Here is a 26,199-nt window from a genome sequence, read left to right on the forward strand (position 1 = left end):
GTTACGTGTCGTTGTCAAAGAAGGCATTGCCCCCGGTGAAGTTGTCGAACTTCGTGTATTCACCCAGGAACGTAAGGCGAACGGTCCCAATCGGGCCGTTACGCTGCTTACCAATGATGATTTCGGCCGTACCCTTGTCCGGAGAATCGGGGTTGTAGACCTGATCGCGATAGATGAACAGGATCACGTCGGCGTCCTGTTCGATAGCACCGGATTCGCGCAAGTCCGACATCACAGGACGCTTGTTCGGGCGCTGCTCCAAGCTTCGGTTCAACTGCGACAATGCGATCACGGGGCAGTTGAGTTCCTTCGCCAGACCCTTGAGCGATCGCGAGATTTCCGAAATTTCGGTCGCACGGTTCTCACCGCTGCCCGAGCCCGACATCAGCTGCAGGTAGTCGATGACGATCAGGCCGAGCTGTCCACACTGGCGTGCAAGCCGGCGCGAACGTGCACGCAACTCCATCGGGTTCAACGCAGGGGTTTCGTCGATGAAGAGCTGCGCGTCGTTCATCTTCTGGATGGCATGCGTCAGGCGCGGCCAATCCTCGTCGAGCAGTCGGCCGGTGCGCAGGCGGTGCTGATCCAATCGACCGACCGAACCCAGCATACGCATGGCGAGCTGCGTACCCGCCATTTCCATTGAGAACACAGCCACCGGCAGGCCCTGCTCCACCGCCACGTGTTCGCCGATGTTCAGGGAGAATGCCGTCTTACCCATCGATGGGCGACCGGCCACGATGATCAGGTCGCCGCCCTGCATACCGCTGGTCATGCGATCGAGGTCAACGAAACCCGTCGGCACACCGGTAATGTCGCTCTGGTTATCGCGGTGGTACAGCTCATCAATGCGCTCGACCACCTGCGTCAGCAGCGGCTGGATTTCCAGGAAGCCCTTCTGCCCGCGCGAGCCCTCTTCGGCAATCGCGAACACCTTGGATTCGGCCTCGTCCAGCAGTTGGCGCACGTCGCGCCCCTGCGGGTTGAAGGCACCAGCGGAAATCTCGTCGGCGATCGTCACGAGTTGGCGCAGCACGCCGCGGTCGCGAACGATCTCCGCATAACGACGGATATTGGCGGCGCTCGGCGTGTTTTGGGCCAGCGCGTTCAGGTACGCCAGGCCACCCACCTCTTCCGCCTTGCCAGCGGCCTGCAGTTGCTCGTATACCGTGATCACGTCAGCCGGCTTGGCCTGCGAGATCAACTTGCCGATATTGTGGAAGATCAGCCGGTGGTCGTAGCGGTAGAAATCGTGCTCGTTGATGAAATCGGCAATGCGATCCCAGGCGGCGTTATCCAACAGCAACCCGCCGAGCACCGACTGTTCGGCCTCGATGGAATGCGGGGGCACCTTGAGGGAATCGAGCTGGGGATCGGAGGGCGCGTTCATGGCGGGATTATAACGGCGCTGCTCAGTCTTCAATTTGAACCCCTGACACAAAGGACAACAAAAAAGGCAGAGACTTTCGTCCCTGCCTTCTTGACTCGCGCCGGCCGGCTGCCCAGGCGCCGCGAGGTGCAGCTTGCGTGCTTAGACTGCGTCGCCCTGCACCAACACCGTCACGTCGACTGCCACATCGGTGTGCAGCGACACGACGACCGGGTGATCGCCAACGGTCTTCAGCGGGCCATTCGGCATACGCACTTGCGCCTTCTCGACCTTGAAGCCTTGTGCAACCAGTGCGTCGGCGATGTCGTGATTGGTGACGGAGCCGAACAGACGGCCATCCACACCAGCCTTTTGCGACAGTTGCAGCGTCAGGCCGTTCAGCTTCTCGCCTTCGGCTTGTGCAGCTGCCAGCTTTTCAGCAGCCAGCTTTTCCAGCTCAGCACGACGGGCTTCGAATTCCTTGATGGCGGAATCCGTAGCGCGGCGAGCTTGCTTGTTCGGGATCAGGAAGTTACGAGCGTAACCGTCCTTCACGCGCACCACGTCGCCCAGGTTACCCAGGTTGACGACCTTCTCGAGCAGAATAATTTGCATTGTCAGTTCTCCTTATCCCGCTGATTAGTGCTTGTGCTGATCGGTGTACGGCATCAGCGCGAGGAAACGTGCGCGCTTGATGGCCGTGTCCAGCTGGCGCTGATAGATCGCGCGCGTGCCGGTCAGGCGGGCCGGCGTGATCTTGCCGTTCTCGCCGATGAAGTCCTTGAGCGTGTCCAGATCCTTGTAGTCGATCTGCTCAACGCCAGCCACGGTGAAGCGGCAGAACTTCTTGCGCTTGAACAACGGGTTTTGCTGCTGGAAGCGCTTCTTGTTCTTCGCGTCGCGCTGCTTCTTGTTCATGAATGCCATGATTCAATCCTTTACGAATACGTTACATCCGGAGATGTGAAAGACCAGTGCCTTACTGCTGCGGTGCTTGCGAGCCAGGAATCCCACGCAATCCAGGACGGTGCCCGGAGCGATGCGATCCAGAACGGAAGCCATCTTGCCGGCTGCCAGTGCCTCCATCGAAAACTCGATCTGCCGCACTGTCTGCGCTTCGACCGCCTGCCCGCTGTATGCCAGCAGACAATTGACGATCGGCACGCCGGCTGGGGTGTATCGCATCACCTCGCGCTCGACCAGAGTGGCGACGAGCTGCAGGCGGTTGATGGCGTTGTCCCCGAGGGTTTCGTTCATGCTGGTGATGCGCGATCAGGCTTGCGCAGCACCGCGCGGCATCAGGCGGCCTGTTCGGTCTGAGCGGCGGCCTTCTTGGCCTCTTCGCGTGCGACTTCCTTCATCATCGGCGACGGCGCCGTTTCAGCCTTCTTGGTCTGAACGATGAGGTGACGCAGCACGGCGTCGTTGAACTTGAAGGCGTGCTCAAGCTCAGCCAGGGTTTCCTTGCCGCACTCGATGTTCAGGCACACGTAGTGAGCCTTCGCGAGCTTCTGGATCATGTAGGCCAGTTGACGACGGCCCCAGTCCTCGACGCGGTGCACTTGGCCGCCTTGCGAGGTGACCGTGCTCTTGTAGCGCTCGATCATCGCGGGCACTTGCTCGCTCTGGTCCGGATGGACGATGAATACGATTTCGTAATGACGCATTGACGCTCCTTGTGGATTAAGCCGCCCGGGCGTCACACTCCGGTGCAGCAAGGTTGGTTAGCCTGCCATTATACGCAGGCTTTTGCGACTTTTTCAATATCGATCAATGACTTGCTGAAGCGAGGCAACTTCTGCCTGGGCGCGACCAGAGGCTAAAAGCAACGTCAGAAGCACACGCGCCTTATATGGGTTGAGCGTACCGCTCGACGCCCAGCGGTCCGCACTAGGCAGCGCAGGCACCACGCCAGCACCGGTACGCGTGGAGCGCAGTACGAAAACCCCCTGCTGACTCGCCCGGTTCAGCGCCGCTTCAAGATTGGCATGGATGGAACCCGCACCGGTTGCGGCAATCACCAGCCCCTTCACGCCCGCGGCAACCAGCGCATCCACCACGCGAGCATCGGGCTGGGCATAGCTCGCCACAACCTCAACCCAGGGCCACTGGCCCGCAGGCGGCATCGGCAGCACGTCGGCTGCGGCCACACGTTGCCCTACCCGCTGAAACTGCACCTGCGTGTCGAGCACGAAACCCAGCGCGCCGGTGTCCGGCGAAACAAACGCCTCAACCGCGTAAGTGTGACCCTTCTGGACATCGCGGGCGGCATGCACGCGCTGGTTGAGCGCCACCAGCACGCCTCGCCCGCGCGCAGACGGACTGGCCGCCAGCCGCACCGCATTCAGCAGATTCAGCGGGCCATCCGCCGACAGCGACGTCGACGGCCGCATCGCCGCAGTCAGGACGATCGGTGTATCGGTCTGCTGCGTCAGGTGCAGTAGCATCGCGGTCTCTTCCAGCGTGTCAGTGCCGTGCGTGATGACCACGCCATCCACACGCTCGACGTCGATCCAGTGACGGATACGCGCCACCAGCTTTTCCCATACGTCGAAGGTCAGATCCTTGCTATCGATCTGTGCGACCTGTTCAGCGCGCACGTTGGCGAGGCGCTCCAAACCAAGCTTGCTGGCCGCGAGCAGTTGATCGATGGGGACGGCGCCAGCGCGATAGCGTGCGGCGGAGCCAGCGTCGTCAGCAGAGCCGGCGATCGTGCCGCCGGTGGCGAGGATGGCGATGGTAGGCAAGGACATCGTTGCAGACATGCGTGGTGGGCAAGGCGCGCATTGTATCCGCCCGCATCGCCTTTGCCGACGCGGGATTGCCCGGGGCGCCGGCAAAAACAAAACGCCGGCACCCAGGCCGGCGTTTGCAACAGAAGCCGTATCGATTATTTCTCGACGAAGGCGCGCTCGATCACGTAGTCACCCGCTTCGCCCATGCGCGGCGAGATCTTGAAACCGCGGGCGTCGAGCAGCTTGCAGGTGTCTTCCAGCATGGCCGGGCTGCCACAGATCATGGCGCGGTCGACTGCCGGATCCATCGGGGGCAAGCCGATATCGACAGACAGCTTGCCGCTGTCGACGAGGTCCGTCAGGCGGCCCATGTTGCGGAACGGCTCACGCGTAACCGTGGGGTAATAGATCAGCTTTTCGCGCACCTGATCGCCGAAGAACTCGTTGTTCGGCAATTCCCGGGTGATGAAGTCGGCATAAGCCAACTCGCTCACTTGGCGCACGCCGTGCAGCAGCACGACCTTCTCGAAGCGCTCATAGGTGTCCGGGTCCTGGATGATGCTCATGAACGGCGCGAGGCCGGTGCCGGTGCCGAACAAATACAGGTTCTTACCGGGTAGCAGGTCATCCAGTACGAGCGTGCCGACCGGCTTCTTGCTCACCAGCAGCTTGTCGCCCACCTTCAGATGCTGCAGTCGCGACGTCAGGGGGCCGTTCTGCACCTTGATGCTGAAGAACTCGAGGTGCTCTTCGTAGTTCGGGCTCGCGATGCTGTAGGCGCGCATCAGCGGCTTGCCTTCGACCTCCAGCCCGATCATGACGAAGTGGCCGTTATGGAAGCGCAGCGCCTGGTCGCGGGTGGTCTTGAAGCTGAACAGCGAGTCATTCCAGTGATGGACGCTCAGAACGGTCTCTTGATTAAAGGCGGACATGGTGACATTCGGGCCAACCCAATGAAGCTCAATCGGGTTATGTGGCGATGCAAAAATCGGTCAAGGCCTTGATTTTATGCGATTCGCCGCGGCCGCGCCTGCATGGATTGCGCATAAGCTTCTAACCAGTCGCATGGGTTTTGACGCCGGTCATAAGGACTGGGCGCCTGCGCAACAGGTCACAACAAAATCACTTGCGCTTCCTGCGTCACTGTATAAAATCACAGCACCTGTTCAAATATACAGTACGCCGATGGCCACCCTCACCCCCCGCCAGCAGCAGATTTATGACCTCATCCGCCAGACGATCCAGCGCACGGGCTTTCCGCCGACGCGCGCCGAGATTGCCGCGGAGTTTGGCTTCTCGTCGCCCAATGCGGCTGAGGAACACCTGCGCGCGCTGGCACGCAAGGGCGTGATTGAACTGACGCCGGGCGCCTCGCGTGGCATTCGGCTGCGGGCGGCGGGCGACACGGCGCAGCATCAGTTCTCGCTGCCGTCGATGGGATTGATGCAGTTGACACTGCCGCTGGTGGGCCGCGTGGCCGCCGGTAGTCCGATCCTGGCTGCGGAGCACATTGATCGCCAGTATCAGGTTGATCCATCGCTGTTTTCTGCGCAGCCCGATTTTCTGCTGAAGGTGCGTGGTATGAGCATGCGCGACGCCGGCATTCTCGATGGCGATCTGCTCGCCGTGCAGCGCGCCAGTGAAGCCACCAACGGCAAGATCGTCGTGGCTCGACTGGGCGACGACGTCACGGTCAAGCGCTTCCAGCGCAAGGGCCGGCATGTCGAGCTGATTGCCGAGAACCCCGATTTCGAACCGATCCACGTTGATCTGGATCGCGATGAGTTTCACCTGGAGGGCTTGGTCGTCGGTCTGATCCGGCCTGCTGCTCCGTAAGTCTCCGGCGCATCTCAGCGCCAAACCTTCGCTGTTTGATTCCACTTGAAGGTGAGCCAGCGGCTCGCCGGGGCGGAGTCTTGCCACTCGCTTTTCCACCCGAACTCACGAGGTCTGCCATGCGACTCGGATCGATGTCTTCCCGCCGCCGCCCGGTACAGCCGGTCCCCTTCCGCCAAACCCAGGGCGTGCGCATCTATCAAGGGGAGCAGCGCCGTACGATGGTCGGCAGCATGGCCGCCATCTGCCGCATGCTGGATGCGATTCCAGCGGCCTCGCGCACTGCTGGCGCCGAAAGCTGCTGAGGGAAAGAGAAGGCCGATGAGGGCTGTGAAGCGCGCTGCAGCGGCCGATCAGGGCATACCCCAATGCTGCCGCCGCAACTGATTTCATACACTTGCCGTGCCCTGAGGACAGGGCTTTCTTCAACTGATTTTCGGCCCGCCGTTTGAGCGGGCTGTTTTTTTCTGCTCGTAAGTTGCTGCAACGGCACATTTAACGATGTTCCGTCGGTGAAACGGACGTTTACCCCGATGTTGTTTGGCGTACGTGACAGTAGTATTGCTAATGCCCTCAGGGGCAATGAGATCGCTGAATTCGAAGCCCGCACATTGCGGGCTTTTTTTTGCGCCGCGACCGACAGGCGAGCCGCTAAACGCTCCCCGCTTTCTCGACGACGAGGATTCGCGCCTCGCCCCGCGGGTGCGCCACATGCTCGCAGCCGATACCGGCGAAGAAGATATCGCCGGGTTCCAGCGTCGCGACTTTCTCCTCGCCGGCTTCGCGGTAATGCATGTCGACCGTACCGTCGAGCACCACGAACACCTCCTCACCGTCGTTCACATGCCAGCGGTAAGGCTGGTCCGTCCAATGCAGGCGCGTGGTAATGCCACTCATATTGGCAATATCGAGCGCGCCCCAGGCACGCTCGGCGGTGAACGACTTGGCGCGGATGATGTTCATGGCGATCGTGCGTCGGTTATTACATTGACTGCAGGTTGCCGATGCGCACCAACATCTCGGTGAACATCTGCATATCGAGGTCGAGGTCCTGCACTTCCTTGTACTCGTTGGCGTTGTGCGCCGTGTACTTCTTGCCCGGCATGGCCGGGCCGAAATTGATGGCGTTCGGCATCAGCTTGGCCGTCGTGCTGCCGGCCGTCGGCACGGGCTTGGCGTCGAGGCCAGTGGTGTCACCATAAATGTTGAGCAGCGTCGACAGCCACGCGCCCTTCGGATCGCGCGCCATCCAGTTGCCTTGATCGTGGTTGATCTCGAGGGCGACATGGTTGGCCTTGGCCCATGCGTTGATCTTGCCGGCGATTTCACCGCGCAGCGCATCAGGCGTTTTGCCGCGCGGCATGCGCACGTTGGCGATCACCTCCACGCGGCCATTCTTGTCGCCGATCACCGTAGGCGAAATGGTGAGCGGCCCCATGAAGTCGTCCTTGTAGGCGACGCCCATGGTAGTGCCGAGGTAGTCGGTGCCGTAAAGGTCGGTGAGGTAGCGCGCGGCATGAGCGTAGGCGTTGTCTGCCAAGCCGAGATCGGCTGCACGCAGGAACAGCGCGAGGCGCGGCAGCGGGTTGACGCCCTCTTCCGGACGCGAGCCGTGTGCGGAGGCGCCAGTCACCTTCACGACGATGCTGTCGCCCGTGCGCGCGATGTCGATCGAGAACTTGCCCTGCCCTGCCAAGCTGTTCACGAACCCATCGCGCTTGGCTTCGAGCGCGGCGGCGGCCAGGCCCAGATCACCGCCCTTGAGCGTGGCGGTGGCCGTTTGTGGGATGGAGCTTGCCGACGCCGCGCCCGTCATCGAAACGATGGCCGTATGCGAAGCATCGCCAGCTTGCGCAGGGAAGAACACCTTCAATGCGCCCGTGCCTTTCTCTGCAACCACGGCCGGGTACTTGCTGTCGAGCACGATGTTGTACGCAGGCAATTGCGTGTGCTCACGGTAGTACTTCATGCCATCGCCACCGGTTTCTTCGGTGGTTTCGATCATCAGGCGGATGGTGCGCGCGAGCGGCACGCCACTGTCCTTGACCGTTTTCATGGCGTACATCGCGGCGGCAATCGAGCCCTTGTCGTCAATCGTGCCACGGCCGTACAGCAGATTGCCGACGCGCGTGACCTTGAACGGATCGAGCTTGGTGCCGTCGCCGAGCACCCACTCCTCGGCCTTGGCGGGTACGACGTCGGCGTGCGTCAGGATGCCGAACTCGTCCGAGCCGGTGCCGGGCAGCGTAACTTCAAAGACGCGGTTGTCGATGTTGCGGTATTTCAAGCCGAAATCGCGCGCCATGCCCTCGATCAGCTTGCCAAACGCGACGATGGCGGGGTTTTCGTACTGCGGAATCTTGTCGTCGCGCACCGTGGGCAGCGCGACCATCTTTTCGATCGAACCAATCACGGCCTGCTGGTTGTGCAGGCGGTTGTACAGACCCAGCAGGCGCCCGATGTTGACGAGGTCATCGCCGGCCACCGGAGCCTTCTTCTGGTACGCGGCGACACTGCCCGCGACTTGCGGATCGGCCTTCGCGGCTGCCGCAAGAAAGCTGTTCAGATCGGCCGATGCCTTGGATTGTTCGGCGGCGAGCAGCGCGTCGAGTTGCGGTTTCTGAATCGTGGCGGCAAAGGCGCCGGTGCCGCAAGCCAGCGACAGTGCGATCGTCAGCGAAGACAGGCCAATACGGGCAGTGCGTTGCATCGAAGTGGTTTCCGAAAAAGGCGAAGGCGCCATCATAGGGGCGAAGCGCAAGCCACGCATTGTGCAGCGCGAAAACGCTAAGGCACGCCCGCTGGGCGGTATGCTTGGAGCTTTCCCAGGAGGCTTGCCGCATGGAACCGTCTCTGGACACCGCCCCCGGTCTGTTGAGCGTGCTGGAAGAACTGCGCCGGCGCGAACCCATCTTCCATCGCCCCGAGTTCGGCACGCGCCGCGAAGACTTCGAGCGCATGACCACGGAAGACTTCTGGGAAACCGGTGCCTCGGGTCAGCGCTACAGCCGCAGCTATGTGCTTGGCGTTCTCGATGCCCGGCACGGCCACATCGGCGAGGATTTCTGGCAAACGCGCGATTTCCGCTGCCAAGAGATTGCGCCGGACAACTACCTGCTGACGTACACGCTGGTGCAGTCGAACCGGACGACGCGGCGGGCGACGTTGTGGCGGCGGACGCTGGATGGCTGGAAGGTCATGTACCACCAGGGGACCATCGTGGCGGAGAGTCGTTGAACTCCGTTGCGAAACCCTCTAGGCAAGGCGAAAGAATGTTTGTATAATCGCTGTTTCCTTGAACGGCGACACGCCGGTCAGGCAACAACGGTGGCTGTAGCTCAGTTGGTAGAGTCCCAGATTGTGATTCTGGTTGTCGTGGGTTCGAATCCCATCAGTCACCCCAAGTTTCAAGAAAAAGCCCGCATTCGCGGGCTTTTTTGCATTCAGCGATCGGGGCAACGCCCCTTTCCCGCATCAAACCGCTACCGCCTCCTCATTCGATTCTTCGCCACGCCGCAGGTGGGCACGCGCCTCGTCGAACAGTGCATGGGCGTCGGCCAGCGTCTTGACGCGGCCCAGCGCCTTGGAGCCCGACAGCACGCGCCGCCAGCCCCGCGCGCCCGCCACACCGCGATACAGCCCCAGCATGTGCCGCACCGCCGCACCTGCGTAGCCGCCCCGCTCTACCCAGCGGCCGACGTAGCCGATCATCGCGTCTTCCACCTCGGCGCGCGTGGGGGCCTCGGTGCCTGCGCCGTAGTAGCGCGCATCGAACGCTGCCATCAGATGCGGATGGTGATACGCCTCACGGCCGATCATGACGCCATCAACGTGCGCCAGGTGCGCGTCGATCTGCTCGAGCGTCTGCACCCCACCGTTGAGCAGAATCTCCAGATGCGGGAAATCGCGCTTGAGTTGGTAGACGACTTCGTAGCGCAGCGGCGGAATCTCACGGTTTTCCTTTGGGCTCAGGCCTTTCAGGATGGCATTGCGCGCGTGCACGATGAACGTCTCGCAACCCGCCTCGGCGATGGTGCCGACGAAATCGCGCACGAAATCGTAGGTCTCGATTGCATCAATGCCGATGCGGTGCTTGACCGTGACCGGAATCGACACCGCATCGCGCATCGCCGTGACACCCTGCGCGACGAGCTTGGGCTCAGCCATCAGGCAGGCGCCGAACGCACCGCGCTGCACGCGCTCCGACGGGCAGCCGCAGTTGAGGTTGATTTCTTTGTAGCCCCATTGCTGGCCGAGGCGCGCGGCCTGGGCCAGATCGTCCGGTTCACTGCCGCCGAGCTGGAGCGCCACGGGATGCTCGAACTCGTCAAAATCGAGGTGGCGCGGGACGTCGCCGTGCAGCAGCGCGCCCGTGGTCACCATTTCGGTGTAGAGCCACGTGTGGCGCGAGATCTGGCGATGGAAGAACCGGCAATGTCTGTCAGTCCAATCCATCATCGGGGCCACGCTCAGCCGCCTAGGCGTTGATTTCATTGGAATACGGTTTGAATTCAAGCGCTTACACCCTACTGTTTTCTGCGCGATTTCATGAGATTTGTGGCGGTTTCCGCTCATTTTTTCGGCCCAATGCTACGGCGTGGCACCGAAATTTAGCGTGTAGCACCGAGGCAAAAATGGGCACGATCAGCGAGCGAAAACGCAGGGACGGGAGTATAAGGGTACACGGCCCAAATCCGCCGGAAGGAAGGCGGCGTGGTCGTATATACGGAGGCCAAGACGTTCGACCGTGCGCCGGCGGCGCGGGCCTGGCTCGTGAAGCGCGAAAAGGAGCTCGACCAGCCAGGCGCCCTGAAGACCGCCAAGCAGGAAGATCCGCTGCTCTCGGAGGTCATCGATCGGTACATCTGCGAGTCTGTCCAGCCGCTCAGGCGCACCAAACAATTTACAAGGACCGGTTGGCGGCACCTGAGATCGCCACCGAAGTAAATAACGCGGTCAAGCTATGGCTCGCACGCGGGTAGTTGTTGGCGCTTGGCTTGTCGCCGTCACCGCTCATTTTTTGACGTACGCGCTGTCTGCCCAGCCCGAACCAGCAGAGTGGTACGCCTCACTCCCGAGCTACCGAGCGGCGATCTTCGGACTTACACGTTTGCCGCTGTGGCTGGCTGGCCTGTGCGTACTACCGGCATTGGCGAGCTGGATCCGCCGGCAGCGGTGATCGGTCATCCCCCGCCCCCCTCTTTGCCGACTAAGAGTGCACTGCGCGGGATGGGCAATTGATCTATCATCCAACTTCCCCTTCCCTGTCACGTGAGCGAAGTTAGCTCGCGTCGATCCCCTACTGGCGCTGTACTGCACTTCGAGTGAAGTCAACGTCGCACAAGTCTGCTTGGCAGGAGCGTGCAGTGTTCAACGACCACGCCCCGACCAGGCGTGAAGCCGTTGCCCAAAATCCTTTACTCGTTTTGCCAAGATGATTCAGATCCATAACGCAAGCCAACCATCGGCACCCAACAAGCGCTGCTCCGGATGCAACTCCGATAATGGCACCTCTATCGAGATGGCCTTCGCATTTCAGCCGATCGTTGATCTGCGCACGGGCGACGCCTACGCACACGAAGCGCTCGTACGCGGACCCAACGGAGAGCCTGCCGCATCGGTGCTGACGCAAGTGGACGAAGCAAGCCGTTACCGGTTTGACCAACGGTGCCGCACCACCGCAATTGAGCAGGCGGCCGGGATCGGGATGGACACCTTCCTATCCATCAATTTCATGCCGAACGCGGTGTATCAGCCTGCCGCATGTATCCGCACGACGTTTGAGGCGGCCGAAAAATTCGGCTTTCCCATCAATCGGATCATCTTCGAAACCATCGAAGGCGAAGACATCATCGACCGCCCCCACCTCCTCGAAATCTTTCGGGCGTATCAGTCGTTCGGCTTCCAAACCGCGATTGATGATTTCGGTGCCGGCCACTCGGGGCTCACCCTACTCGCCGATTTCCAGCCGGACCTGATCAAGTTGGATATGGCACTTATCCGAGGAATCGATTCAGATCTGGTGCGTCAACGCATTGTTTGCGGCGTGCTCAGCATCTGCAACGACCTCGGGATCCGGGTCATTGCCGAAGGCGTTGAAACGGCGCCGGAACGCGACTTCCTGGCTGCCGCGGGTATCACGCTCATGCAAGGCTATCTGTTCGCAAAGCCTGCGTTCAGAGCAATGCCACCGATATCAAACACTCGCTGAGCGTCATACGGACTTTAGCCAGACCGGCCGCGGGCACACCGGCTATCCAGCTTCGGGCCGATCCGTCCGAGCTGGCGGACGGCTGATTCCCATCAACCCCGTTCGATTGGACAACCGAGCCCGGTAACCTATGAGCACACCACTGCTAAAACTATTCGAGGCGGCCATCACGCAGGCATGGAATGCCATCGTGATCACCGATGCCGACATCGCTGTCGGTTGCCGAGTGCAATTTGCCAATCCAGCGTTCACAGCCATGACGGGCTATTCTCTGGACGAGCTACGCGGCCACTCCCTTAGGATTCTTCAAGGTCCGGACACCGATCCGGCATTGATTGATGAACTTCGCATCTGCCTGAAAGAGGCGCGACTCTTCGAGGGCACCGCAACGAACTATCGAAAGGACGGCTCAAGCTACACCGTCCGCTGGAGCATTTCACCAGTTCGCGACGACAGCGGGTTGGTCACCAATTTTGTCTCGGTGCAACAGGATATTTCCGACTACGAACAGGCAGAGCAGACAAACAGACTGCTCGCACGCGCGCTTGATGCAACAAGTGACCCGGTCATGCTTACGGATGCAAAAGCTCGGATCATCTTCGCGAATGCTGCCTTCGCCAAGTCCACGGGCTACACGGTCGACGAAATCCAAGGCAGCACGCCCGCCATGTTCAAGTCAGGCAAACATGACGAGGCTTTTTATGCGGCTATGCGCCGCTCGCTTGCCAGCGGACAAAATTTTCGCGCCACCTTCATCAATCGGCGCCGTGACGGCTCGCTCTACCATGCAGAACAAAGCATCTCGCCGATATTCGGAGAGAAAGGGCGTATAAGCCACTACGTTAGTGTGAGCAAAGACATTACCAAACGCGTAGAGCGGGAACAGGCACTGTTACGTGCAGCCACCAAAGACAAGCTCACCGGTCTGCACAATCGTCACCATGGCGAGCAACTCCTTGCGGAGCGGTACAGGACCGCCAGGACGCTGCAGCGCCCCCTTACCCTCGTCATGTGCGACATCGACCACTTCAAGAGAATCAATGACGAGTTCGGTCATCCCACCGGAGACCGCGTACTGGCCGAGGTGGCCGACATGCTCCGGCAAGCGGTCCGCAGCCGCGACGCTGTCATTCGCTGGGGTGGCGAAGAATTCATGATCGTGCTCGACGAATGCTCACAGACGGATACCGTCGACCTTGCCAAGCGCATTCTCGATCGCGTCAACGCCCATGAAGATGGGGAAGTCCCCGCGCTGACCCTCTCGCTCGGGCTCGCGACGCTGGCCCCAGACGAGGCGATCGATGAGCTCATCGCACGTGCTGACTCGGCTCTTTACGATGCGAAACGCGCCGGGCGCAACCGGCTGTCAATCGCGGCTTGATTGGCCAAATCGCAGGCCGAAGAGCACCGCGACAACGAAACCGTCATGCGGCTCCTCCGGGAGATCCCTTGAGATCAAGAAAGAGTCGGAGAAGCAGCGTCAGTGATAGTCGTGGGCAAGCCGAACGCATCAAAAAGGCGCGTCACATTCCCGCCCACAAAGAGGGTCATCCGTGAGATTCCGTCTGCATCAACCGAAACGACATGCAGTGAGTGCGCTGCCAGCGGCGCCATTGGTGAGGAGCGCGAACGGAAATACGCAGCAAATCCAGGTTCGCCATTTGCGCGGATTTCTTTCATCCGTATGTCCGAATATGCCGGCCACGCCCATGCGAAGAAGGCTCGTATCGATTCTCGTCCGGCATACCACTGCGCGAGCGGTGGCATCGTATAGATCGCGTCGTGCTTGAGCAGTGTGGCCAACCGATCGGCATCGCGCTCTTCCCACGCTTGTACGTAGCCGCGAAGAAGACTCCTTTCGCTTGGCGTTGTCTCGCTTACGTTGGTGGTCTCTCCGGAACTGTAACCAGTGGCCAACTTCGAGCGGGCGCGTTGCAAAGCGCTATTGATTGAGGCGACAGACCCTCCCAGCAAACCTGCCGTCTCCGCTACCGACCACCCCAGTACATCACACAGCAAAAGCGCAGCCCGTTGTCGTGGGGCGAGTTGCTGGATAGCCGCCATGAACGCCAGGCCCGTAGCTTCCCTCATGCTGATGCGCGCCTCAGGAGTTGGGCCTGGGTCGGTGACGGCGTCCAGTTCCGATTGGGGGTAAGGCTCCAGCCAAGCAACATCAGGCGCAGGTTGTCCGTCCGGCATGGCGGTGGTGGGGCCGTCGAGCTGATCTGGGAGGCGGCGCGCTAGATTTTTCCGTTTGCTGAGCGCATCAAGACAGACGTTTGTCGCGATCCGATAGAGCCACGCTCGAAACGAACCGCGGCCATCGAACGTGCCGTAGCTTCGCCATGCACGAACGAACGCATCCTGAACGGCGTCATCAGCCTCATGCAGTGACCCCAGCATGCGGTAACAGTGCACCTTGATTTCCCGTCGCGCCGCGCCGAGAAGTTCATTGATATCCCTGCCACCTGATTCATCGCTGCCGGGGTCAACTCCCAGCCTGCTGTCCTGAGGCTTCATGCTTTGTTCCCGCTTTACTGGCCTGCGCCAAAGTCCATGGCATGCCGTTCGGCAAATTGGCTAAAAGTCGTCGGCAACACGTTGAAGCGCTTGTGCGTCGATAGTTCAATGGTCGACTCAGACCCGCCCTGGAGCCGCTCGTGGACTTGCTTGTCCAGCGCGTCGGCCACCTCCGTAGGAATACCAGCCGCAACCAGGGCGCGCCAACGCTCGAGCGGACTGATGGGCACATACCGTACCTTGCGACCCGTTGCTGTCGACAAATGCTGGGCGACGTCAGCCATGCTCAAAAGGTCGGGGCCCGTCATGGGCAGCACCTCCCCATGGTAGCCGCCATCACGAAGCAACTGGAATCCAACTTTTCCAACGTCCATCAAATCAACCGGACTCAGCTTGACGTTGTCGAGCGCCAGATACAGCGAGCCATCGTTAACGATGCTCGGTGCTTCAAAAATGTACTCCTGCATGAAACCCGTGGGTCTCAGGCTCGTCCACGCCATGCCACTACCTCGCAGGTGCTCTTCGATCCGCTTGTGCATGTTGCTGAACACAAACGTCGTTTCTCGTCCTGCGTTCAGTCCGGATAGCTTGATCAGGTGATGAACACCAGCCGCTCTACAGGCGTCGATGAAAGTCACTTGCGTACGGAACATGTCAAATCCTGGCGACGAAATCATCAGCGCTCGAGTGACCCCGCGCAGCGCATTGCCAAGCGTTAGGGGCACGGACATGACCCCTTCTACAACTTCGATTGTGGGGATACCCCGGTACCAATCCGCCTTCTGTTTGTCTCGCACAAGGAGCCGCACAGGGACACCGTGCTCGATAAACTCCTTTGCAATATATGAGCCGGTGCGCCCTGTAGCGCCAGTCAGCAACAGCATATTTGTATCTCCGGGTGGTCAGTCGAGGGGCCAGTGGGGACCGATATTGGGATCCCCTGCTGAACAAGACTGATCTGCCCCGCCCTTCTCATCGGTCGCCCTGACGATGAGCGAAATTTTGCTGGCGCACCGATGAATATCGATCGCATGCCCAGTCATATCAGTAAGCCCCAGAGTAGATGACAGGGGCGATTGCCCCATCCACTCATGGATCAATCATGAAGCTCTACTACGCGCCCCAAAGCTGCGCTCTCGCACCGCACATCGTCGCTGCCGAAGCTGGTATCCCGATCACGGCTGTCTCTGTCGACATTCCCACGCTTAAAACCGATACCGGTATCGACTATCTGACTATCAATCCAAAGGGCTTCGTTCCGGCTCTTGAACTGTCTGATGGCCAGGTTCTAACGGAGAACGCTGCGATCCTGCAATTTCTAGCCGACCAGGCGCCCGCAGTCGGATTGGCGCCTCCCAACGGCACGTTCGAACGCTCCCGCCTGCACGAGATGCTGCATTACCTGGGCACCGACATTCACCGCGGCTACAGCCCACTATTTCGCCGCGAGACGCCGGCTCAGACCCGCGAAGAGCGACAGTCCAGCCTCCGGCGCCACTATGCAGTACTCGACACTCAGCTTTCACGCACGCAGTTTCTTCTCGGCCACCAATTCAGCGTCGCAGACGCGTATCTCTTTACCTTGACGCGTTGGACGAAGCTCATTCAGTTGGATATTTCCCAGTTCGGCCACCTGCAAAGCTTCCAAGGGCGTGTCGCCGCGCGTCCTGCAGTCGCTGCAGCAATGCGCGCTCAAGGTCTGATCGACGCGTGACGCCTTAATACTTCTGGTCAAAGAGGACTCCATGAACTCACCAAATACGCCTGTGCCTGCAACTGCGACGAGCAGCGGTTTGCACGGAAAGGTCGCGATGATTGTTGGAGCAAGCCGCGGCTTGGGCAAAGGCATCGCCAAAGCGTTTGCCGACGCGGGTAGCAAGGTAGTGGTTGTGTCCCGCACCCCAGTGCCTGCAGGTGAGCTGGAAGATGGCGCTACACATGCTGAGATTGCTGATGCCCGCACTGATACAACTGCCGCCACGCTGCTGACAAAGCATGATCCCGATATCCTGGTCCTAGCCGCCGGTGCCACTCCAGTTATGAGGACAATCCGGGAGCAGTCTTGGGAGACGTTCTCTCTCAACTGGGACACCGATGTGAAAATGGCTTTCCATTGGTTGCAGGCAGTCCTGTCGAAGCCGCTAAAGCCAGGAGCGCGCGTAGTCGTGATCAGCAGCGGCGCAGCGATCTCCGGCTCACCGCTAAGCGGGGGCTACGCCGGCGCCAAGGCAACTCAGCGCTTCATCGCACAGTATGCGCAGGATGAGGCATTGCGAGCCGGATTGGACATTGCAATCTCGACAGTGATGCCGCGTTTCGCGCCAACAACTGGCGTTGGTGCACCTGCGGTTCGCGCTTACGCCGAGCATGCCCGGGTCGACGTCGATGAATTCCTCCAGACGTTTCAGCGCTCCTTCGGAGCACTCGTCACGCCCGAGACTGCCGGCCATGCAATAGTCGGCCTAGCCAGTACTCGAGCTTCGGAGGTTGCGCCTGCCTACTTACTGACGGGAGACGGCTTACAGAAGCTGGCCTGACGGTGCGAAGCAATAGGCGTAAGACCTCGGGAATGTGCCGGCACCATGGAGGGCGCTGAGCAACTTCTAGTTTGTTGGATCTAAGCGGCCAGTTCACAGCACCACAACGCATCGACGCCGCGCCCGCCGCCGCTCGCGTACCCGCCGACGTCGAGCGCGCGCTGCAACTGCTCAACAAACACATCTACCAGGCAGACCGCCACACCGGCATGCTCATCGTCCTGCAGCACGATGACGCCAAAGACCCGTCGTCATCTCCGCCGGCAGCTATCGGTACAAGCGCGCCCGCGCGCTGACTGACTTTGCGCGGGCGTCGGTGCAGATCTCGGATTTGATTGAGGCGGGGGTGTAGGGGGCGGGATGGGGCTCGCATCGCTGGGCGGGTTGCGGGCGGCGGTGCGGGCCCTTGGGGCTGGCCGTTATTGGCCGGTCTCGGCCCTCCGCTTGGTGCGTGGGCTAGCCGGCGCCAGAAGCAACTACCGACCCAAACCAGCCAATCGAACTTCTCGAGAGCGAAAGCTTAGCCGGTATTGTGCTTACTGCAGCAGACGTTGAATGTCGCCTTGCCGTATGGGAAATTTCTTGAAGTCGCCGTAGTCTTCAAAGAACCATACACATTTATCAGCCGTTTCATTGGTACCACGCGCAATGCATACCTCGGCTTCGCGAGAATACCAACCCTGCTTTCCATCCTCGATCGTGATGCGCGTGATTGACGGATTACCGAAGCAACTTGACCCAAATACCACGCGCTCAAGCAACGGCTCACCGTTTCTCTGGAGACTCAGGAAGATCTCTGGTGCAGCCCCACACATTCCCCGTTCACTCCAGCCAGTTTGAGTAGCGATGATCGTGTACTTCGAGTCGGGCAATGAGCATTCGTAGGAGAGTTTGCTTGGCGAAAAAAATCCATGGCGAGCCAACACGTCGGGACGAACCGTGCCGTGTTCAGTCAACGCGGTGATCGCCGGGTTGTGTATCCCTCGATACTCGACGTCTAAGAATTGCGCATCCGGGACGCATGAAATGCGCACGAAATCAACGGTATAGTCGGCCCACACCGGACTAGCGAGCACCAAGAGCAGCAGCGCGATGAGTGGAAACCACTTGTGCATTTGAGGCTGCCGATGATCAGTGTGCTTAAGGGTCATGAAGAAAATTTGTTGCCTTGTTTTCGCAGCAGATCCATCTCCATCGCCATCTTCGAGGGAACACCGGTCAGTATCGGATCATTGTCGGAAACGTATCACTGACTCGCGGCCATACCTAGCAGCTCGAGGAGGGGTGTCAGGCACGGGCGACAGTATTGAATCGGTTGTCGGCTCATGGCCGATTGCCGCCAATCGCCACCGCAACTTGCTGACGCCCCCTTTATGGTTGGACGCAAACACCAGCCACCTCAAGCGCCCGCTCCCTCCCCTGCAAATACCTCAGTTTCTCCGCATCCCGCTCTGCCCCGGCGAAGAGATCGACAAGATCTGCCGCATCCTCTCCAGATAGCTCACATCGGCCGGCGGCTCCATCGCCCAGGCCGGTGCTGGGCTGATCTTCACCTGCGCCGGCACCGGCGTCGGGCTGGCAACGGGCGCGCACTGACATCCGTTTATCACCAGCAGCAAGAGCGCGCTGCAGACGCGTGTTTTCAGCGGTGGCACGTTGCATCTCCGAGAAATGGGTACGGTCGAGCGCGTCGAGCTGGTCGGTAAGCTGCCGGTGCTTGCCGATTGCTGCCTGCAGCGCGGTCACGACGGTATCGACGGCAGCCTGGCGCTCGCTGGCGTGGTCGCGCTGGATCTGCGCGATGGTCGTCTCGTACCGGTTGGCCAGCCAGCCACACACAGCTGCTGCAGCCACCGCTGCCACTGTCAGGAGTCGGACGATTGCGAAGTTCATTGGCTTTGCCTTGTCTGATGATGTGGGTCAGCCACTCGTTGGTGACCTCGAAGCGGAAGATCGGGTTTTCTGCCGGGAAGACGTCGGTAAAGCGCACGTTCCACACGGCGCTGCCCTGCTCGATCCGGCTGGCGGTGTTGAGCACCGGGTCTGCGTAGACCTCGAAGTCGATCAGCGCGCCCGCGTTGCGCTCGTTGCGCATGAATACGTGCAGGCCTTCGGTGACGTGTGCACGTAGGTCTTCGTAATGCCACGGTCGACGGCCCATTTGTGACCGGCCTGCGCTGCATCCATAAGGAGGTCGAGCGTACGCACGCGCGTGACGAACGACCGTTTCGAATCGGTCGACAACGTGCGATTGCCCCACAGGCGGTAGCCACCATCGCGAATGATGGTGGCGATGCGGGCCTAGTTGAGCGGGTTCGCGCGGCAGGTCGGATCGTTGTCGAGATACTCGATGGGCCGGCCGGAGCCGGTGATGCCGACGACTTCCTTGTTGGACGGCGACGCCCAGTAGCCGTATTGCGCATCGGTGTACGCAAACAGGCCTGCAGCGAAAGCGGATGCAGTGCATCTACTTCTGCATTGGCGGTGGTGTCCCACGTGCGCACGCCCGGGCCGTCGATGATGCTGACGGCGCGCAGCTTGTCGGCAAGCCCATCCATGGCCGTCGCGACCGGCTGGCGCGCGGAGAACCCCGGTGCGATCAGCAAGCGTGGCTGCACGTTGAAACACGATTTCGCATCGAGCATCGACTGCAGGCCGGTGCGCACGCCGCCCGCCGTGACGCCACCGATGATGCCGGACGTGAGCGCGTTGGTGTCTTTCGACTCCGTCACGCCGGTCGCGACGATGACAGCGGAGGTGCGGGCGTAGATGGCATTGATGGCGCGGGTGATGGCGCTGTTCTGGCCGAAGGCCTGCGCGGCCTCGCGCGGGTTGGTGATCTGCACCGGCACATCGGGCTGCACGAGATCCGCACCGGGGGTGTAGGTGTCTATCAGGTCGATGATGGACGACGAGGGCACGGCAATTGGCCGTGGACCGCTATCGATGATCGTGGTGGTGATGCCGTGGAAGAATGAAGATGCCATGCGGCTCCTCGACGGGAAGAAGAAAAAAAACGCCCCGCGCGGTGGCGGGGCTTGCTTGCTGCGGGGTGTGGCGCTGGGGGCGTCCAGGCGCTGTCTTCAGTGCTAGTCGACGCTGATGTTTAACGTCACAGGGCCATTTGCCGGCACAGTGACCTCTTTGGTCCGATAGACCTTCCCATCGCTGTAGATCGTCGCGGTGTATGTTTTGGCAGGGACTTCCTGCTCCTTGCCGAACTCCGTATATCCGTTGTGCCCCCACCGCGCCTTGTCGATTGTGACGGCCGGCGTTTTCAGATTCTCTTTTTCCCCTACCAGATTGACGATGACTTTTGTCATGATGGCTCCACGGTTGATGAGCGTTGAATGGGTCGTCATGCACGCATGTGCGTGACATGCGCGCCGATGACTCTTGCTACGGTAGGGAGCAGTGAATCCGTTTCCTATGGGGCTTGCGTCATGTGTCGGTGGTCTGGGTCTTGGTGCTTTGGTCGTTCGATGGCGCCTAATCTAACAGCGCACCCGGGGTGTCCGGCCCAGTGAAATTGGCGGGAAAACCGGGTTGCTCGGGCACTTCGCGCAGCGCTTGGCGGTACTGGCCGACCTGCGGCGCTTTGCTCGCGTCGCCGGAATCCATGGCCTTGTAGAACATGGCGTCGGCTGCCATGAGCCGACGATCGCGCTCCTCGCTGGCGCGCTGGCCCAGCACGTGCAGCCGTGCTGCTTCGAGCTGCTTGCCGGTGTCGCGGCATATGTTCTGGCCAACCCAGAAATCGACGCCGTGAACAAGATTGGGGTACTTCTGCCGCACGCAGAAAATCAGTTCGTCATGTGTGATCACAAGGCTGATCCTCATGGGCGCAAGCGACAAGCGGCGAGGGTTCGGCGAGGGGCGTTCACCGGTCACAGCAAGTCAACGGTTCAAAATCCAGGCGCGCAATTTACCGGTTCTAGTCCAACAGCCCCAGCAGCGGATGCTGCTCATGGCGCCAAGGCGAAACAAAGAAGGCGGCCACTTCGTCGTCACGCACGGCGTCGATGCTGGCGTGCTTCCACTTGGGCGCATGATCCTTGTCGACCGCGAGGGCGCGAATGCCTTCGATGCCATCGCCTTCGGCAAACACGTGCGTCATCATGTCCAGTTCGCGGCGCAGCTCATCGGCCAACGTGGTGTGGCGGCCGCGGCGGATCAACTCAAGCGTCACCGCCATCATCAACGGCGAGCGCTTGGCCATGTGCGCGGCGGTCTGAGCGGCCCATTCGGTATCCGTGCTGCCGGCCAGATCCGCGAAGATGCCTTGCACGCTGCTTTGGCTGAAGCAGGCATCAATGGTCTCGCGGTGAGGCGCGATGATGGCCTCGGCATCATCGGGCGCCGATGCGGCTTCGGTAAAGCAGGCGGTGATCTGCTCGGCGCTGCCCCAGTTGCCGTCGCGCAGGCGCTGGAAGATGGACGCCAGCGCCGCGGTGGTGACATGGCAATCGGCAAGGCCGACCGACAACGCATCCGCCGCTTCGATCGTCTGGCCGGTCACGCCCAGGTATTCGCCCACATGACCCGGCACGCGCGCCAGGAACCACCCGCCGCCCACGTCCGGAAACAGGCCGATGTTGGTTTCGGGCATGGCCATCTTCGTGCGTTCGGTCACCACGCGCAGCGATGCGCCTTGCGAGATGCCCATGCCACCGCCCATGACGACGCCGTCCATCAGCGCGATGTAGGGCTTGGCATAGCTGAAGATGAGGTGGTTGAGGCGGTACTCCTCGGTGAAAAAGGTGATGAGCTGCGGGTCGCCTGCCGTGGCCGCGCGGTGGAAGAAACGGATATCGCCGCCCGCGCACAGGGCTTTGCCGCCCTCGCCACGCAGGATGACAGCGTGGACTTCCGGATCGTGCTGCCACGCCAGCAGCGCATGCGACATGGCGCGAATCATCTCCAGCGACAGCGCGTTGAGCGCCTGCGGCCGGTTCAGCGTCAGCCAGCCGATGCCGCCGCGTACTTCGGCGATCACGTTGGGTTGAACTTCAGCCTGGGGCGCGGGGGAAGCGGTGGATTGCATGTCTCGAATGTTGTTGTGGGAATAACGGCTCGCACTGTACACGACAGCGTATTGAAGCGAGGAAGGGCTCTAGCCTGCCCCCTTTCGCAGCGCGGGTGTTGGGCGTATACCTGCCAGTTGGAGACGACACACATCACAACAATCCAATGACCCCTGCCAACGCCGCCCCGGGCGCGTCGAGTTTCGACCCCGGCCTGATCCTTCTGGCCTTCGCGCCGGTCTTCCTGCTGACCATCGGCGCCGAGGCGTGGTACTGGCGCAAGCGCGACCCGTCCGTCTACAGCTTCAAAGACACCGTTTCAAACGCCTGCCTCGCGCTCATGCACCAGGCGTCGGATGCGTTCTTCCTGTGGCTGATGATCAAGACGGTGTATTCGTGGACGTACAGCCACGGCCTGCGCACAGTGCCCGAGACGTGGTGGTCATTCGTGCTGCTCCTGCTGTTGCAGGATTTTCTGTACTACTTCTTCCACCGCGCCAGCCATCGCGTGCGCTGGATGTGGGCCTCGCATGTGACGCACCACTCGTCCGAAGGCATGAATTTTTCCACGGCATTCCGCCAGAGCCTGACCTATCCGATTTCCGGCATGTGGCTGTTCTGGATTCCGCTTGCATGGATCGGCTTTACGCCGGACTGGGTGATCCTCGCCGTGGGCTTGAATCTCGCGTTCCAGTTTTTCGTCCATACACGCCTGGGGGCGCTGGATTCGCGCTACGCCGGCTTCTGGCGCTGGCTGGGGCAATACGTGAATACGCCGTCGGTGCATCGCGTGCACCACGCCAAGAACCCGCAGTACATCGACCGCAACTACGCCGGCGTGCTGACCATCTGGGATCGCATGTTCGGCAGCTTCGTGCCGGAGGAGGACGCCCCCGTTTTCGGCATCACGCGGCAGGTTCACACGCACAACCCGATCACCCTCACCTTCCACGAATGGCGCGACATGCGGGCTGATGTGTTCCGCGATCGGGACATTCGCTACTTGTGGAAACCGCCCGAGTGGCGCAGCCCGCGCGCGGCGGTCACGGCCGAGGCGATGCCGCTCACATGAACGGCGGCCCGAAGCGCGTGGCGACGCGATCGGTGGAATCGAACAGATCGCGCAGCACGGCACTCGTGCACGTCGGCTGCACGTACAGGTAGAACGCTACCTCGGGCAGACGCGGCAGACCATCGGCCTCGGTCAGCACACGCATGTTGGCATCGAGCAATTCGGTCGTGCGCGCGGTCACGCCGAGCCCCGCGCTGATCGCGGCCTTGATGCCCGTCAGCGTGGGCGACAGATAGCTCGTGCGCCACGGAATGTGGTGGGCATCCAGGCATTCGATCGACAATTGGCGGAACAGGCTCAGCTCGTCGGCCATGACCAGTGGCACCGGCGCGGCGGGATTGAAGATGAAGTCTTCCGCGCAGATCCACACCATCGGCGACGTGCGCAGCTTGATGCCGGGAAAGGCATCGTCATAGCGTGTCGAGATCGCCAGATCGAGCGTCTTGTCGCGCAACGCGTCCATCAGGAACGGGCTGCGGCCCACGTTGATTTCCATCTGCAATTCCGGCGACAGCTTGGACAACCGCCGCAGCAGATTCGGCAGGATCGAATCGGCCACATCGTGCGGTGAGCCGATGCGGATTTTCTCGATCGGCCCACCAGTTTGGATCACCTGCACGGCCTGGTCGTTGAGCGCCAGGATCTTGTGCGCATAGGCGACGAGCCGCACGCCATCGGGCGTCATCATCTTGTGGCGGCCGCGCTTTTCGAACAGCGCGCAGCCCATTTCCTCCTCCAACCGCTGCATCTGCTGCGTAACCGCAGACTGCGTGCGTCCCACCCGCGCCGCTGCCGCGGCAAATGTTTCGTACTGTGCGATCGCCACGAAGGTGCGCAGCAGATCGATGTCCAGATTTCGCATCCCGATCCCGATACTTCAGATTTTCTAATTGATTCCCGCTAAAAATTAAATTGTTCTGCGTAATTCTGGCCGATAACCTGTCAGACACACAAATAAAACTGAACAAACACTCTGTTCAGGCAGACACCCCAGCCGCAGAGAAATCGCGCTCCGACACTGAATCGGTTTCAGCCTCAACCCGAATCGCGTTGCCTGCAATCCGCGCTGCGTGCGCGGAGGGGCGTCACTAACCCTTTTTGATTCGTTTCGCGTCGATATGACATCGTTCGTTACCGCCCAGGCCCTGAAAGCGTGGCTGCACGACGGCGCCGAGATCGCGCTGTTCGACGTGCGCGAGCACGGCCAGTATGGCGAAGCCCATCCCTTCTACGCCATCCCGCTGCCGTACAGCCGACTTGAGATCGATGCCCCGCGCCTTGCGCCACGCCGCGCGGTTCGCATGGTCGTTTATGACGACAACGATGGCGTTGCCGATCGCGCGGCCGATCGCCTGAACACCATGGGCTACACCAACGTGCACGTACTGCAAGGCGGCGCACAAGCGTGGGCGCAGGCAGGCTTTACGCTGTTTGCCGGCGTTAACGTGCCGTCCAAAACTTTCGGAGAACTCGTCGAGAGGGCGTACCACACGCCGCGCGTCACCGCGCGTGAACTTGCGGCCATGCGTGAACGCGGCGACGACGTCGTCATCGTCGATGGCCGCCCCGTCAGCGAATATCTGAAGATGACGATCCCGTCGTCGATCTGCTGCCCGAACGGCGAACTGGGGCTGCGCATCCGCGAGCTTGTCCCCGATGCAACCACGCCAATCGTCGTCAACTGCGCGGGCCGCACGCGCAGCATCATCGGTGCGCAGACGCTGATCAACCTCGGCATCCCGAACCCCGTGATGGCGCTGGAGAACGGCACGCAAGGCTGGTATCTGGAAGACCTTCCACTGGAACACGGCAGCACCCGCCGCTATCCCGATGTCATTGCGCCCGCTAACGTCAAGGACATGCGCGAGGCCAGTCAGCAACTTGCCGCGCGCTCTGCCGTTCCCGAGGTGGATGCGGCAACGCTCGCACGCTGGGTCGCACAAGGCGAACACAGCCTCTACCTGTGCGATGTCCGCACACCTGAGGAATTCGCCTCTGGCAGCCTACAAGGCGCGCAGCATGCGCCGGGCGGTCAGTTGATCCAGGCAACTGATCAGTACGTCGGCGTGCGCCACGCGCGGCTCGTGCTGTTCGATGCCGACGGCGTCCGCGCGCCAATCGTTGCCAGCTGGCTGCGGCAACTTGGTCACGATGCCTATGTGCTGCGCGACGGCCTGGACAGCCGCGCGAGCCTGCCGGTGGCCACAACAGCGTTGCCGCAACCGTTGCCCGAGGTTAGCGCGCAAGCACTCGCCACTGTGCTCGCGGCCGGCACGGCACATGTGATCGACCTGCGCCCCAGCATGAGCTTCCGCCGCGCCCATGTGCCTGGCGCGACATGGGCCATTCGTCCACGCTTGCCGGCCCTGGCCGACGACCGCGATACCGTCCTGATCGCCGACGACCCGCGCATCGCTCAGCTCGCCGCGGCAGATTGGGCAGCACACGCGCCGCAAGCCGCATCGCGTCTCAAGTTGCTGGCCGGTGGCATCACCGCGTGGACTGCCGCCGGCTACGCCACCGAAGGTTCCGACAGCGCACCGCCTGACGCCGATTGCATCGACTATCTCTTCTTCGTGCATGATCGGCATGACGATAATAAGGCTGCGGCAAGGCAATACCTGGCCTGGGAAACCGGCCTGCTCGCTCAGCTCGACGCGCAGGAACTCGGCGCCTTTCGCGTCGGTGCGGGTGGCGCGCAGTCATGACGCTCTACCGTTGAGACCCACGCACCATGTCGCCGCTGCGCGCTTCGTAGATGCGCTGGCGCTGTTCGGTATTGGCACCTCGTGGGGCGGGTTCGAGAGCCTAGCAACGTTCAGTAATGTGGCGGGCACGCGCACTTGCACGGATCAGTCTGCAGCTGGCCCAGCCCGATCGTGCGCCTGCACATCG

General features: G+C 61.2%; 28 protein-coding genes, 1 tRNA gene and 1 pseudogene. 11 read left to right on the top strand and 19 right to left on the bottom strand.

Translation table 11 applies throughout. The features are described 5' to 3' along the window. Position 1: 1 nt before the first annotated feature. From CFE42_RS02030 to CFE42_RS02060, 7 genes are all read right to left on the bottom strand, one after another. On the bottom strand, positions 2-1,390 hold the full coding sequence (locus CFE42_RS02030) for a replicative DNA helicase (protein ID WP_012435397.1): 1,389 nt from the start codon (positions 1,388-1,390) through the stop codon (positions 2-4). 141 nt (positions 1,391-1,531) lie between these two features. Continuing rightward, positions 1,532-1,984, bottom strand: coding sequence for a 50S ribosomal protein L9 (gene rplI, locus CFE42_RS02035; RefSeq protein ID WP_004626491.1), 453 nt, complete (start codon positions 1,982-1,984; stop codon positions 1,532-1,534). A gap of 24 nt (positions 1,985-2,008) precedes the next feature. After that, a complete protein-coding gene (rpsR, locus tag CFE42_RS02040; RefSeq protein WP_004626489.1) occupies positions 2,009-2,296 on the bottom strand; it encodes a 30S ribosomal protein S18 in 288 nt (95 codons plus the stop codon). Between the two features lie 3 nt (positions 2,297-2,299). Then, on the bottom strand, positions 2,300-2,626 hold the full coding sequence (gene priB / locus CFE42_RS02045) for a primosomal replication protein N (RefSeq protein ID WP_004626487.1): 327 nt from the start codon (positions 2,624-2,626) through the stop codon (positions 2,300-2,302). Between the two features lie 41 nt (positions 2,627-2,667). Next, positions 2,668-3,036: a 30S ribosomal protein S6 gene (gene rpsF / locus CFE42_RS02050; RefSeq protein WP_003265889.1), complete on the bottom strand. Its 369-nt coding sequence runs from the start codon at positions 3,034-3,036 to the stop codon at positions 2,668-2,670. Between the two features lie 93 nt (positions 3,037-3,129). Next, positions 3,130-4,122, bottom strand: a complete 993-nt coding sequence (locus CFE42_RS02055) for an asparaginase (RefSeq protein ID WP_004626483.1) — start codon at positions 4,120-4,122, stop codon at positions 3,130-3,132. Positions 4,123-4,259: 137 nt separating this feature from the next. Then, on the bottom strand, positions 4,260-5,036 hold the full coding sequence (locus CFE42_RS02060; RefSeq protein ID WP_004626480.1) for a ferredoxin--NADP reductase: 777 nt from the start codon (positions 5,034-5,036) through the stop codon (positions 4,260-4,262). A 253-nt stretch (positions 5,037-5,289) separates the two neighbouring features. Between CFE42_RS02060 and lexA the strand changes: the two genes are divergently transcribed. Together lexA and CFE42_RS02070 are read left to right on the top strand one after the other, a co-directional pair. Beyond that, complete coding sequence (lexA, locus tag CFE42_RS02065; RefSeq protein WP_004626479.1) at positions 5,290-5,940, top strand: transcriptional repressor LexA; 651 nt, start codon at positions 5,290-5,292, stop codon at positions 5,938-5,940. A 119-nt stretch (positions 5,941-6,059) separates the two neighbouring features. Beyond that, positions 6,060-6,245 (top strand): hypothetical protein, encoded by a 186-nt coding sequence (locus CFE42_RS02070; protein WP_004626476.1) that lies wholly within the window; start codon positions 6,060-6,062, stop codon positions 6,243-6,245. A 346-nt stretch (positions 6,246-6,591) separates the two neighbouring features. Here CFE42_RS02070 and CFE42_RS02075 read toward each other — a convergent pair whose 3' ends face one another. Continuing rightward, the gene (locus tag CFE42_RS02075; RefSeq protein ID WP_004626475.1) at positions 6,592-6,903 is read right to left on the bottom strand and encodes a cupin domain-containing protein; all 312 of its coding nucleotides are present in this window, start codon (positions 6,901-6,903) and stop codon (positions 6,592-6,594) included. A 19-nt stretch (positions 6,904-6,922) separates the two neighbouring features. Next, a complete protein-coding gene (locus CFE42_RS02080; protein ID WP_004626473.1) occupies positions 6,923-8,650 on the bottom strand; it encodes a dipeptidase in 1,728 nt (575 codons plus the stop codon). Between the two features lie 131 nt (positions 8,651-8,781). On the opposite strand from CFE42_RS02080, the gene CFE42_RS02085 reads away from it, so the two are divergent. Then, entirely contained in the window at positions 8,782-9,177 is a 396-nt protein-coding gene (locus CFE42_RS02085; protein WP_004626470.1) for a hypothetical protein, read from the top strand. Positions 9,178-9,267: 90 nt separating this feature from the next. Beyond that, positions 9,268-9,343, top strand: a tRNA-His gene (locus CFE42_RS02090). A gap of 71 nt (positions 9,344-9,414) precedes the next feature. On the opposite strand, the gene dusA is transcribed toward CFE42_RS02090, so the two are convergent. After that, complete coding sequence (dusA, locus tag CFE42_RS02095; protein WP_080633366.1) at positions 9,415-10,434, bottom strand: tRNA dihydrouridine(20/20a) synthase DusA; 1,020 nt, start codon at positions 10,432-10,434, stop codon at positions 9,415-9,417. Between the two features lie 940 nt (positions 10,435-11,374). Between dusA and CFE42_RS02100 the strand changes: the two genes are divergently transcribed. Together CFE42_RS02100 and CFE42_RS02105 are read left to right on the top strand one after the other, a co-directional pair. Further along, positions 11,375-12,151, top strand: coding sequence for an EAL domain-containing protein (locus tag CFE42_RS02100; protein ID WP_004626466.1), 777 nt, complete (start codon positions 11,375-11,377; stop codon positions 12,149-12,151). Positions 12,152-12,281: 130 nt separating this feature from the next. Further along, positions 12,282-13,532 carry a sensor domain-containing diguanylate cyclase gene (locus tag CFE42_RS02105; RefSeq protein ID WP_004626463.1) on the top strand — a complete coding sequence of 417 codons (1,251 nt, stop codon included), beginning with the start codon at positions 12,282-12,284 and terminating at the stop codon, positions 13,530-13,532. Positions 13,533-13,606: 74 nt separating this feature from the next. Here the strand turns inward: CFE42_RS02105 and CFE42_RS02110 are convergent, their stop codons facing one another. Both CFE42_RS02110 and CFE42_RS02115 read right to left on the bottom strand, forming a co-directional pair. Next, complete coding sequence (locus CFE42_RS02110; protein WP_004626462.1) at positions 13,607-14,671, bottom strand: RNA polymerase subunit sigma-70; 1,065 nt, start codon at positions 14,669-14,671, stop codon at positions 13,607-13,609. Between the two features lie 14 nt (positions 14,672-14,685). After that, positions 14,686-15,555, bottom strand: coding sequence for an NAD(P)H-binding protein (locus tag CFE42_RS02115; protein ID WP_004626459.1), 870 nt, complete (start codon positions 15,553-15,555; stop codon positions 14,686-14,688). 218 nt (positions 15,556-15,773) lie between these two features. On the opposite strand from CFE42_RS02115, the gene gstA reads away from it, so the two are divergent. From gstA to CFE42_RS02130, 3 genes are all read left to right on the top strand, one after another. Continuing rightward, positions 15,774-16,385 (top strand): glutathione transferase GstA, encoded by a 612-nt coding sequence (gene gstA, locus CFE42_RS02120; RefSeq protein ID WP_004626457.1) that lies wholly within the window; start codon positions 15,774-15,776, stop codon positions 16,383-16,385. A 31-nt stretch (positions 16,386-16,416) separates the two neighbouring features. Next, the gene (locus tag CFE42_RS02125; protein ID WP_004626455.1) at positions 16,417-17,208 is read left to right on the top strand and encodes an SDR family oxidoreductase; all 792 of its coding nucleotides are present in this window, start codon (positions 16,417-16,419) and stop codon (positions 17,206-17,208) included. Positions 17,209-17,279: 71 nt separating this feature from the next. Next, on the top strand, positions 17,280-17,504 hold the full coding sequence (locus CFE42_RS02130; RefSeq protein ID WP_235202012.1) for a hypothetical protein: 225 nt from the start codon (positions 17,280-17,282) through the stop codon (positions 17,502-17,504). 240 nt (positions 17,505-17,744) lie between these two features. On the opposite strand, the gene CFE42_RS02135 is transcribed toward CFE42_RS02130, so the two are convergent. The 6 genes and pseudogenes from CFE42_RS02135 to CFE42_RS02160 all read right to left on the bottom strand — a co-directional run bounded on the left by CFE42_RS02135 (position 17,745) and on the right by CFE42_RS02160 (position 22,252). Continuing rightward, positions 17,745-18,323 carry a hypothetical protein gene (locus tag CFE42_RS02135; RefSeq protein ID WP_004626452.1) on the bottom strand — a complete coding sequence of 193 codons (579 nt, stop codon included), beginning with the start codon at positions 18,321-18,323 and terminating at the stop codon, positions 17,745-17,747. Positions 18,324-18,579: 256 nt separating this feature from the next. Beyond that, entirely contained in the window at positions 18,580-19,101 is a 522-nt protein-coding gene (locus CFE42_RS02140) for a lysis system i-spanin subunit Rz (protein WP_004626450.1), read from the bottom strand. Between the two features lie 28 nt (positions 19,102-19,129). After that, a pseudogene (locus tag CFE42_RS02145) lies at positions 19,130-20,195 on the bottom strand (phage tail sheath family protein); the annotation flags it as partial. A 102-nt stretch (positions 20,196-20,297) separates the two neighbouring features. After that, positions 20,298-20,531 (bottom strand): hypothetical protein, encoded by a 234-nt coding sequence (locus CFE42_RS02150; protein ID WP_004626446.1) that lies wholly within the window; start codon positions 20,529-20,531, stop codon positions 20,298-20,300. 166 nt (positions 20,532-20,697) lie between these two features. Then, positions 20,698-21,063, bottom strand: coding sequence for a phage tail assembly chaperone (locus CFE42_RS02155; protein ID WP_296155848.1), 366 nt, complete (start codon positions 21,061-21,063; stop codon positions 20,698-20,700). A gap of 79 nt (positions 21,064-21,142) precedes the next feature. Further along, positions 21,143-22,252 (bottom strand): enoyl-CoA hydratase/isomerase family protein, encoded by a 1,110-nt coding sequence (locus CFE42_RS02160; RefSeq protein ID WP_004626440.1) that lies wholly within the window; start codon positions 22,250-22,252, stop codon positions 21,143-21,145. 146 nt (positions 22,253-22,398) lie between these two features. Between CFE42_RS02160 and CFE42_RS02165 the strand changes: the two genes are divergently transcribed. Then, positions 22,399-23,304 carry a sterol desaturase family protein gene (locus CFE42_RS02165; RefSeq protein ID WP_004626439.1) on the top strand — a complete coding sequence of 302 codons (906 nt, stop codon included), beginning with the start codon at positions 22,399-22,401 and terminating at the stop codon, positions 23,302-23,304. On the opposite strand, the gene CFE42_RS02170 is transcribed toward CFE42_RS02165, so the two are convergent. Next, positions 23,297-24,166, bottom strand: a complete 870-nt coding sequence (locus CFE42_RS02170) for a LysR substrate-binding domain-containing protein (protein WP_004626437.1) — start codon at positions 24,164-24,166, stop codon at positions 23,297-23,299. The genes CFE42_RS02165 and CFE42_RS02170 overlap by 8 nt on opposite strands. A gap of 256 nt (positions 24,167-24,422) precedes the next feature. On the opposite strand from CFE42_RS02170, the gene CFE42_RS02175 reads away from it, so the two are divergent. Continuing rightward, on the top strand, positions 24,423-26,012 hold the full coding sequence (locus tag CFE42_RS02175) for a rhodanese-like domain-containing protein (RefSeq protein WP_004626435.1): 1,590 nt from the start codon (positions 24,423-24,425) through the stop codon (positions 26,010-26,012). Positions 26,013-26,199 lie beyond the last annotated feature (187 nt).

It is taken from the genome of Ralstonia sp. PBBBR1, from assembly GCF_002256165.1.
Lineage (GTDB): Bacteria > Pseudomonadota > Gammaproteobacteria > Burkholderiales > Burkholderiaceae > Ralstonia > Ralstonia thomasii.

What these genes read in the sequence shown, in the direction of transcription:
- CFE42_RS02030 (WP_012435397.1), bottom strand. Translation starts at nt 1,390, where the DNA reads ATGAACGCGCCCTCCGATCCCCAGCTCGATTCCCTCAAGGTGCCCCCG.
- rplI (WP_004626491.1), bottom strand. Translation starts at nt 1,984, where the DNA reads ATGCAAATTATTCTGCTCGAGAAGGTCGTCAACCTGGGTAACCTGGGC.
- rpsR (WP_004626489.1), bottom strand. Translation starts at nt 2,296, where the DNA reads ATGGCATTCATGAACAAGAAGCAGCGCGACGCGAAGAACAAGAAGCGC.
- priB (WP_004626487.1), bottom strand. Translation starts at nt 2,626, where the DNA reads ATGAACGAAACCCTCGGGGACAACGCCATCAACCGCCTGCAGCTCGTC.
- rpsF (WP_003265889.1), bottom strand. Translation starts at nt 3,036, where the DNA reads ATGCGTCATTACGAAATCGTATTCATCGTCCATCCGGACCAGAGCGAG.
- CFE42_RS02055 (WP_004626483.1), bottom strand. Translation starts at nt 4,122, where the DNA reads ATGTCCTTGCCTACCATCGCCATCCTCGCCACCGGCGGCACGATCGCC.
- CFE42_RS02060 (WP_004626480.1), bottom strand. Translation starts at nt 5,036, where the DNA reads ATGTCCGCCTTTAATCAAGAGACCGTTCTGAGCGTCCATCACTGGAAT.
- lexA (WP_004626479.1), top strand. Translation starts at nt 5,290, where the DNA reads ATGGCCACCCTCACCCCCCGCCAGCAGCAGATTTATGACCTCATCCGC.
- CFE42_RS02070 (WP_004626476.1), top strand. Translation starts at nt 6,060, where the DNA reads ATGCGACTCGGATCGATGTCTTCCCGCCGCCGCCCGGTACAGCCGGTC.
- CFE42_RS02075 (WP_004626475.1), bottom strand. Translation starts at nt 6,903, where the DNA reads ATGAACATCATCCGCGCCAAGTCGTTCACCGCCGAGCGTGCCTGGGGC.
- CFE42_RS02080 (WP_004626473.1), bottom strand. Translation starts at nt 8,650, where the DNA reads ATGCAACGCACTGCCCGTATTGGCCTGTCTTCGCTGACGATCGCACTG.
- CFE42_RS02085 (WP_004626470.1), top strand. Translation starts at nt 8,782, where the DNA reads ATGGAACCGTCTCTGGACACCGCCCCCGGTCTGTTGAGCGTGCTGGAA.
- dusA (WP_080633366.1), bottom strand. Translation starts at nt 10,434, where the DNA reads ATGAAATCAACGCCTAGGCGGCTGAGCGTGGCCCCGATGATGGATTGG.
- CFE42_RS02100 (WP_004626466.1), top strand. Translation starts at nt 11,375, where the DNA reads ATGATTCAGATCCATAACGCAAGCCAACCATCGGCACCCAACAAGCGC.
- CFE42_RS02105 (WP_004626463.1), top strand. Translation starts at nt 12,282, where the DNA reads ATGAGCACACCACTGCTAAAACTATTCGAGGCGGCCATCACGCAGGCA.
- CFE42_RS02110 (WP_004626462.1), bottom strand. Translation starts at nt 14,671, where the DNA reads ATGAAGCCTCAGGACAGCAGGCTGGGAGTTGACCCCGGCAGCGATGAA.
- CFE42_RS02115 (WP_004626459.1), bottom strand. Translation starts at nt 15,555, where the DNA reads ATGCTGTTGCTGACTGGCGCTACAGGGCGCACCGGCTCATATATTGCA.
- gstA (WP_004626457.1), top strand. Translation starts at nt 15,774, where the DNA reads ATGAAGCTCTACTACGCGCCCCAAAGCTGCGCTCTCGCACCGCACATC.
- CFE42_RS02125 (WP_004626455.1), top strand. Translation starts at nt 16,417, where the DNA reads ATGAACTCACCAAATACGCCTGTGCCTGCAACTGCGACGAGCAGCGGT.
- CFE42_RS02135 (WP_004626452.1), bottom strand. Translation starts at nt 18,323, where the DNA reads ATGCACAAGTGGTTTCCACTCATCGCGCTGCTGCTCTTGGTGCTCGCT.
- CFE42_RS02140 (WP_004626450.1), bottom strand. Translation starts at nt 19,101, where the DNA reads ATGAACTTCGCAATCGTCCGACTCCTGACAGTGGCAGCGGTGGCTGCA.
- CFE42_RS02150 (WP_004626446.1), bottom strand. Translation starts at nt 20,531, where the DNA reads ATGACAAAAGTCATCGTCAATCTGGTAGGGGAAAAAGAGAATCTGAAA.
- CFE42_RS02160 (WP_004626440.1), bottom strand. Translation starts at nt 22,252, where the DNA reads ATGCAATCCACCGCTTCCCCCGCGCCCCAGGCTGAAGTTCAACCCAAC.
- CFE42_RS02165 (WP_004626439.1), top strand. Translation starts at nt 22,399, where the DNA reads ATGACCCCTGCCAACGCCGCCCCGGGCGCGTCGAGTTTCGACCCCGGC.
- CFE42_RS02170 (WP_004626437.1), bottom strand. Translation starts at nt 24,166, where the DNA reads ATGCGAAATCTGGACATCGATCTGCTGCGCACCTTCGTGGCGATCGCA.
- CFE42_RS02175 (WP_004626435.1), top strand. Translation starts at nt 24,423, where the DNA reads ATGACATCGTTCGTTACCGCCCAGGCCCTGAAAGCGTGGCTGCACGAC.